The following is a 6736-nucleotide window of genomic DNA, read 5'->3' as shown; positions in this document are numbered from 1 at the left end:
TGGCCAAGCCGGACTTCTTTCCGGCCGAGCCAAATTTCTTGGCTGCCGAGCAGGAATCTTCCTTTGCTTAGCTGCACTTCGTTTCAGCCTGACTGCTTCTTGCTGCAAATCCTTGCTGCGGACTTATGCAGGAGATCGTTTGTTTATCATGCCGGTGGCGGATCCGTCTGACTGCCGCCAGCAGGAAAACCGCCGTCAGCAGCAGGGCTGCCTGCTGCGCCAGTGTGGCCTCCACCAGCAGCCAAGCGGCGGCGAGCAGCGGCATCAAGGCAGCACGCACACCCAGCCGGAGCAGCTCATGCCGGGCGATGAAATCTGCCGCTGGCGGGGAATGCTGGTAATACCATGCCACAAAGGCCCGGCCCGGCCCGTTGGTCAGCAGGCGGAGGTCGCGGAATTTCCGCAGCAGAACGACCTGCGGCTCCAGCGCGCTGCCGTAGGCTGCTGTGGCGATGAAGCAGCCGCTGCCTCCTCCCCCGCCGTTAGCCGCTTCCTCCTCTTGGCGTTTTGCGCTTTGGAGCGGTTCGGCAAAATTTTGGGCGATGATGTAGGCACCGCTGCTGTTCGGATGCAGACCGTCAAACGTCAGATTTTTCCATTCCGTCACCACCTTGGCGTAATTGTCGACCAGCCTGTAGCCGCCTTTGGCCGCCATCTCCACAATCAAAGGATTGTAGTTTTCCGGGGCGAAGCTGGAATCTGAATTAGGCGTGATGGTGGACAGTATCGGTGTCGCTCCAGCGGCCGTGGCCTGCTTGGCCATGTTCTCCAAGTTGAAGCTGGTGGTGGTTGGCGAAAGCCGCTCAATGACATCATTGGCTCCTTCCATCAGCAGCACGTATTTGGGCTTGTACGCCTCCAGCACCTTGCTGAAACGGGAAACCGCATGATACGTGTCTTCGCCGCCCTTGCCCTCATTGATCACCTTAAATGAGGCGGCATCAAGCATCTTGGTCAGATAGGTGGGATATGCGGTGGCGGCTCCGCGTTGATATCCTGCCGTGATGGAATCGCCGAAACAGAGCACTCCTGCCGGTGTCGGCGTGGTTGTCCCCTGGGCACGGCCAGCCGCCGGAGCAATCAGGCAGACAAGCAGGCCGACGCAGGCCAGCCGCCAGCTGTTCCTCTTCATTTTCCCGCTCCCTCCTTGGCCGAAGACAGATCCAGCAAGACATGTTGGCTGCTGGCGGGCACGAAATCCGGCAGTTCCGGCTTTTCCTTCTCTTCCGGTTTCTTCTCCTCCGGCATTTCCTGCTCCGGCAACCAGCCAGACCCAGCATAGGCCGAAATCAGCATCTTATATTGCCCATCCCGGAAGCCCTGCCAGCGGACTTCCATCTGTTTCTGCGCATTAAGAGCAAGCTCCGGCTTGATGTCGGGAACCTGATTGGCCATATTGACCATTTTTGGCTTCTGCCAGCCCGATGCCGCATAGCGGCTCCAGTAAATCTCGTCCTGTCCGCCGCCGCTGCTGCCTGACCAAACCAGCCAGACCGAGCCATCCTGTGCGGCCAAGGCAGACGGAGCAATGGCTGTGCTGCCTTCTTCCATCTCCAGTTTGACCGGCTCCGCCCATCGCCCATCCTTGCCTGTTGTGTATTCGATGGCGATGCCGTCCGGATTGACCGCCGACCAGAATATCCAGCGGTTGCCGTCCGGCGTGATGACAAAGGCTGGATGGAGGTTGTTGGCGTTGTTGTCTGTCAGTTTTTCTGGCGGCTCCCAAACGCCCTCGTTGCGGGTGCTGTGATATATCTCATAACGCAGGCCGTCCGACTGCGACCAGACCAGCTCCAACTCCGCCCCTTGGCTGGGCACAGCGGACAAGATGGACGAGGCCAAGAGTCCTAGGACAATGTTTTTGCGCGGCATGGAATCCCTCTGAATGAAAAAATTACAAGGCTGACTTGCCGATCTCATGCAGTCCGATGAAAACAAAATTATACACCGAAAGACAGAAAAGGAGCACGAAGAAACCGTAGAAGACCGGCCTGAACACGATCCGTTGGCAGTGATAGTGCAGGATTGCGAACATTGGAACCATTGGGAGAAGATAGCGGCCTTGGGCCTGAAAGTCCACAGTCCAGGCGTGATGGATCAATGCCGCGATGAAAAATAACGACCAGCCTCCGGCCAGCACGAGCAGCGTCAGGCCCGCACGTCCGCCGACCCAGACTGCGGAGACTGTCAGCATGAAAAGGATAAGCATGCTGATGATTCGCACATAATCATAATAAGCGAAGGGTGCGGCATACTGGGTGTAGCCGTAGACCCCGAAAGCGGTGCGGAAGGATTTTTCGCCCCAACGGTCAATTTCGAGGAGCTGCTGGAGGGTTTTGCCGCGGTCGCGCATCTGGAGGTAGGCATGTTTCTGTTCCAGCGGCGTGCTGGGCTTGTATATCTCGTCTGCATATTGCTCGCGGGTGACAAGCTCCAGCTGGCCTTTCCTGAAATCATTCACCCAAGCGTCTGTGACTTTGAAAGCGGTGAAGAGCAGGCACCCGACAAGGACAACAACAGAAAAGCGGGCCAGCGTTCTTTTGCTCCATACTGGCGGAATCAGCCGTATCCGCCAGAGAAAATAGAGGAAATAAAAAAGATAGAGGAAATAAAAATTCTGTTTCTGAAGAAGGAGCAGACCGAAGAGCAGCCCCAGCCACAACGGAGTGAGCCGACTCATTTCCGGCTCGTTGCGCAGCAGGCGGTTGAGGTGCGACCGTTCCGCCGCGAGCTGCCAGGCGGCCACTAAGCTGAGGGCGGCAGACAATGCCTCGGAGTCCGCATAGCTGAAAATATACCAAATCTGCGGGGAGATCAGCAGCGACAAAAAGAAGGGCCGGAATTCGGTCTGGCCGAAGGCCCAAAGCAGCAGGAGGAAGAACAGCAGCACGTTGAACAGCCGCTGGGCAAAATAAGGCTTCAAATGCAGCGGGCCGACAAGACGCAGGAATTTTCCGGCCAGCAGATAATAGATTTCGCCGGAGTGCAGCCGTGACACCCCATATGCGCTGTACGTGTGGGCGATGGCCGGATCGCCGACCTTTGGCGGCAGGCTGTGTTTGGTGTAATATTCTGCGGCAGCCACATGCACAACTTCATCGGGATGAGTGTTGAAATCGCTGACAGCTGCCATGACCAAAATCAGGGCCAGCACAAAGACCGCCAAGATGGGGACAACTTCCAGCTGCCAAGAAAAAAGGCGCGATCCGCCATAAAAGGCAGCGGCAAGCAGAAATATGATCAGCCCGTGCTCCAGCTCCTTCAGCCAAGAGACATGCCGCTCCATTTGCGGCAGGACAAGCTTCAGCTGCGGATCGTGCTTGCCGACAGTCATGCTGATGCCGCCTTCCGGCAGCGGAGTCAGTGCCTCCACCTCCGCGACGGGCCGTAGCCGGGTTGCAAAATCCTCTTTGCTTTGCAGCTGATAGACAGGAAAACCTGCCTGCCGCAGGATAATGCGGCGGATGGTGATCTTGGCCGCCTTGTCCTCGCTGGGATCAAGCCGCAGACGGTCAAGACGGGAAATGTCTGTCACCCGCACAGTGTAATATTTTTGTTCCGGCTTGATAATGAGCTGGGATGATTTTTTTTCGCTGTAATGCCCGTGCTTGTTCGGCCAGTAGAATTTCAGGATGGTGCGGGTGTCGGTCTCCAGCTCCAGTTCAGCCAAGGCGCGGTTGAAAATCAAAAAATAATAGCAGACGCTGAAGAGCAGAAACAGCAGCAGAATGGAGAGCCAAGACTTTCGCCGGGTGGAGGCTTGGTTATTATAAGAAACTGCCGGATCGATCCCCAGACCGTGCAGCGGCTGGGCGGCGGAACGCTTGAAAAGCTGCATTTGACATCCTCGTTGAACTGTCAGAGAGAGCGGAGGAAAGGCCGTTCAATCAGGGCGTAGGTGACGCAGGCGAACAGATAGCTCAGCAGCAGGGTGGAGATGAAGAGCCGTGCGCCGGTCAGCGGGCCTCCGCCGTACAGCGACACGCCCTTGCGGAGCACATCAATCACCAATGTGTGAAAAATATACATGCTGAAGGAGACCAAGCTGAGCGCACGCAGGGGCAGGCTGGAAAGGAAACGCAGGAGCGGCGATGCTCCCGCCTCCAGCACAGCCAGAATCAGTACGGCGGCGGCGGCGGCGAACCAAGGATAATAAATCAGGGCGAAGAAGCGGTTGCCGCCCCACGCTCGTTCATGTGAAAACAGGCCGAACAAAAGCAGAATTAGAATGGCAGCTACAGCGGTTCCGTGTCCTCCTGTACGGCTCCGGCGCAGCAGTCGGCTCAGATGCGGCCCGAAGCCGTAATGCAGCCACGAAGCCAGCATGCCGCCAAGGAAGACTTCGAAATACAGAGGGATATTGCCGTCCACACCGCCGATCAGCAGCACTGATTTGGAGAAGTGCTTGGCCAGCATGATCATGCCCAGCAGGCCGGGCAGAACCAGCCAAGGCCGGATGCGGAAAAGCAGCAGGCAGAGCAGCAGAGCCGGCGGAGTGAGCAGATAAAAGCAGATTTCCTGCGGCACCACCCAGAGGTGGCCGTTCCCTTTGAGAAAGAGAAAATGCAGAGCCGCTTCTTCCAGCCTTCCGTGCAGGATAAAAACCAGCAGGATATAGCTGTAGTACACCGGCAGTATCCGTTTTATCCGCCTGATGAAAAAATGGCGCAAGAACGGTAGGGAGAGAATGCGTTCCGGCTGCTGGACAAAAGGCTTGGCCAGCAGGAAGCCGCTCAGGGTCATGAGAATCCAGACACCGCTGCGGCCCGCGCCGGAAAAAAAGCCCCATGTGTGATCGGCCACCACCAGCAGCAGGGCGAAACCCCGCAGTCCGTCCAGTGCGTCGATGTTCTCGCCCACAGAAGGCCGCTTGCTCCGCAGATCGGCAAAAGGAGCAAGGCTGGCGATGTCTGTCTGCTGTAGCAGCAGGAAGAGGAAAAAGGCAAAGATTGATGGGATGCTCCAAAGCGGCAACTTGTCAGGCTGGAGCAGCGGCTCGTTGCAGACGATGTAGGAGTCTTCGTGTGTCTGGACTGCCACATGATCCTGCTCCAGCCGAACTGTTGTGCCTGCGGAATGGACACGGAAAAGACGGAAAATTTCCTCCGGGCCAAGAACGACATCCTGCGCGAAGTAACCGCCAGCCACAGTCAGTTTGCGCAGAAAGACAGTTCCCGGCACTGCGCCCAAGTCGAGCCGCAGCCGCCGGACTGGAGCGTGATTGAGCCGGATGTGCGCCTTCTGCGGCATTTCCGGCTCAATCATTCCAGAAAGGGCGGAATACTGTTCAGCAAAGTCGCCGCCGCCGGAATAATACACTTGCAGGCGGTCTGGGTGATCAAGCTGCACGACAGCTTCAACAAAAGCCGCTCCGGGCAGAACAGCTTTGCAGACGGCAAAAAGCACCGCAAAGCAGAGCATGGCGGCGGCCAGCGCACGAATGTTCTGGCTGCTCATCGCCGTCTGACGCGCTGATAGATATGGTGAAGTTTGTCTTCAAAGGGGACAAGCAGCGGGAAGATCAGCCCGCCCAGCCGGTGCGAGACCAGCAGCACGAACAGGCCGCGCAGCCGCGCTCCGCCGCCAAGGTTGCCCAGAGGGACAAGTTTGCTGCACAGCAGGGTGCGGACGATCCGTCCGATCTCGCCTGCGCCCAGATCGTAGTTTTTGCCGGTGATGAACTGCTCTTTCATTACATGCTCTAAGCCAAGAGGCACAACTGGATGAATCTGAATCTTAAATAATCGCCTTTTTTTTGTCCAGTTTTTTCCGGCCCGCCTGTTTTTCTGGGCGAAAGAGAGGGCGAGAGGACAGATGCGCTGATACGCATCAGCTGCATGGAATGACAAGGCAAGGCAACGGATGGACGGCAGACGACTCCCCATTCAGGAGAGATTTCCACTTTTTTCCTTGACACAAATCAGAAGAAAAGGTATATAATAGCCCTCTACCAAGGGTCGTTAACTCAGTCGGTAGAGTATCTGCCTTTTAAGCAGAGAGTCGCGCGTTCGAGTCGCGCACGACCCACCACACAGCCCAAAAGTCCCCATCGTCTAGCCAGGTCCAGGACATCGGCCTTTCACGCCGACAACACCGGTTCGAATCCGGTTGGGGACGCGAAATAGCGTAAGGGAGTCAGAGCAGCCATGCTCTGACTCCCTTTTTTCTTTCCCCTGCTTTGGAGCAATCAGCTGCGCCGCAGAACGCGCTTGCTTTGCTTCGCAGCACACTTTCCCCGCCTCGCAGCACGCTTCAAATGACGCACTTCACGCTTCGAGTGACTCATTCAACGCTTCAAACGCCTTGCTTCACGCTTCGAATGACTCTCTGCACGCTTCAAGCACCTCACTTGATGCTTCGAGTGACTCGTTCAACGCTTCAAACGCTTTGCTTCACGCTTTGAATGACTCATTTCACGCTTCAAATGCCTTGCTTCACGCTTCGAGTGAGTCATTCAACGCTTCAAACGCCTCGCTGCAAGCGTTGAATGACTCATTGCAAGCGTTAAACGCCTTGCTGCAAGCGTGAAATGCCTTGCCGCAAGCGTGAAACGACCCGCTGCAAACGTGCCGCGCCTCACAGCAAAGCGCGGCAGCTCCAGAAAAAACTTTGTATTTCAAAGGCGATGCCGTCAGCCTGCTTGCGCGCGCATCCTCAAACACGGTGCTGCTCCTGTCCATTGTCCAGCTCGCTGGAGCAGCCAGCGTCCTTGCGGAGAATGTCGTCTCTATTTTTG

5 protein-coding genes and 2 tRNA genes are annotated in these 6736 nt (G+C 56.7%); 2 read left to right on the top strand and 5 right to left on the bottom strand.

Going from position 1 to position 6736, the window contains the following annotated elements; translation table 11 throughout:
- Positions 1-67: 67 nt before the first annotated feature.
- From ACNKID_RS09600 to ACNKID_RS09580, 5 genes are read right to left on the bottom strand one after another with little or no spacing between them, the layout of a single operon-like run.
- The gene (locus ACNKID_RS09600; protein WP_417913208.1) at positions 68-1132 is read right to left on the bottom strand and encodes an SGNH/GDSL hydrolase family protein; all 1065 of its coding nucleotides are present in this window, start codon (positions 1130-1132) and stop codon (positions 68-70) included.
- Positions 1129-1872 carry a hypothetical protein gene (locus tag ACNKID_RS09595; protein ID WP_417913207.1) on the bottom strand — a complete coding sequence of 248 codons (744 nt, stop codon included), beginning with the start codon at positions 1870-1872 and terminating at the stop codon, positions 1129-1131. Before ACNKID_RS09595 ends, ACNKID_RS09600 begins: the two co-directional genes overlap by 4 nt.
- 22 nt (positions 1873-1894) lie before the next feature.
- Positions 1895-3838 (bottom strand): hypothetical protein, encoded by a 1944-nt coding sequence (locus ACNKID_RS09590; RefSeq protein ID WP_417913206.1) that lies wholly within the window; start codon positions 3836-3838, stop codon positions 1895-1897.
- 20 nt (positions 3839-3858) lie between these two features.
- Positions 3859-5457, bottom strand: a complete 1599-nt coding sequence (locus tag ACNKID_RS09585) for an acyltransferase family protein (RefSeq protein ID WP_417913205.1) — start codon at positions 5455-5457, stop codon at positions 3859-3861.
- Positions 5454-5693, bottom strand: coding sequence for a hypothetical protein (locus tag ACNKID_RS09580; protein WP_417913204.1), 240 nt, complete (start codon positions 5691-5693; stop codon positions 5454-5456). Before ACNKID_RS09580 ends, ACNKID_RS09585 begins: the two co-directional genes overlap by 4 nt.
- A 261-nt stretch (positions 5694-5954) precedes the next feature.
- On the opposite strand from ACNKID_RS09580, the gene ACNKID_RS09575 reads away from it, so the two are divergent.
- Together ACNKID_RS09575 and ACNKID_RS09570 are read left to right on the top strand one after the other, a co-directional pair.
- Positions 5955-6030 (top strand) — tRNA-Lys (locus ACNKID_RS09575).
- Between the two features lie 12 nt (positions 6031-6042).
- A tRNA-Glu gene (locus tag ACNKID_RS09570) sits at positions 6043-6117 on the top strand.
- Positions 6118-6736: the final 619 nt, after the last annotated feature.

The organism is Candidatus Electronema sp. TJ, assembly GCF_048287355.1.
Lineage (GTDB): Bacteria > Desulfobacterota > Desulfobulbia > Desulfobulbales > Desulfobulbaceae > Electronema.
This window is presented reverse-complemented; position numbering and strand designations above follow the sequence as displayed.

Excerpts from the sequence above, each read along its gene's own strand:
- ACNKID_RS09590 (WP_417913206.1), bottom strand. The coding sequence starts at position 3,838 with ATGCAGCTTTTCAAGCGTTCCGCCGCCCAGCCGCTGCACGGTCTGGGG.
- ACNKID_RS09595 (WP_417913207.1), bottom strand. The coding sequence starts at position 1,872 with ATGCCGCGCAAAAACATTGTCCTAGGACTCTTGGCCTCGTCCATCTTG.
- ACNKID_RS09585 (WP_417913205.1), bottom strand. The coding sequence starts at position 5,457 with ATGAGCAGCCAGAACATTCGTGCGCTGGCCGCCGCCATGCTCTGCTTT.
- ACNKID_RS09600 (WP_417913208.1), bottom strand. The coding sequence starts at position 1,132 with ATGAAGAGGAACAGCTGGCGGCTGGCCTGCGTCGGCCTGCTTGTCTGC.
- ACNKID_RS09580 (WP_417913204.1), bottom strand. The coding sequence starts at position 5,693 with ATGAAAGAGCAGTTCATCACCGGCAAAAACTACGATCTGGGCGCAGGC.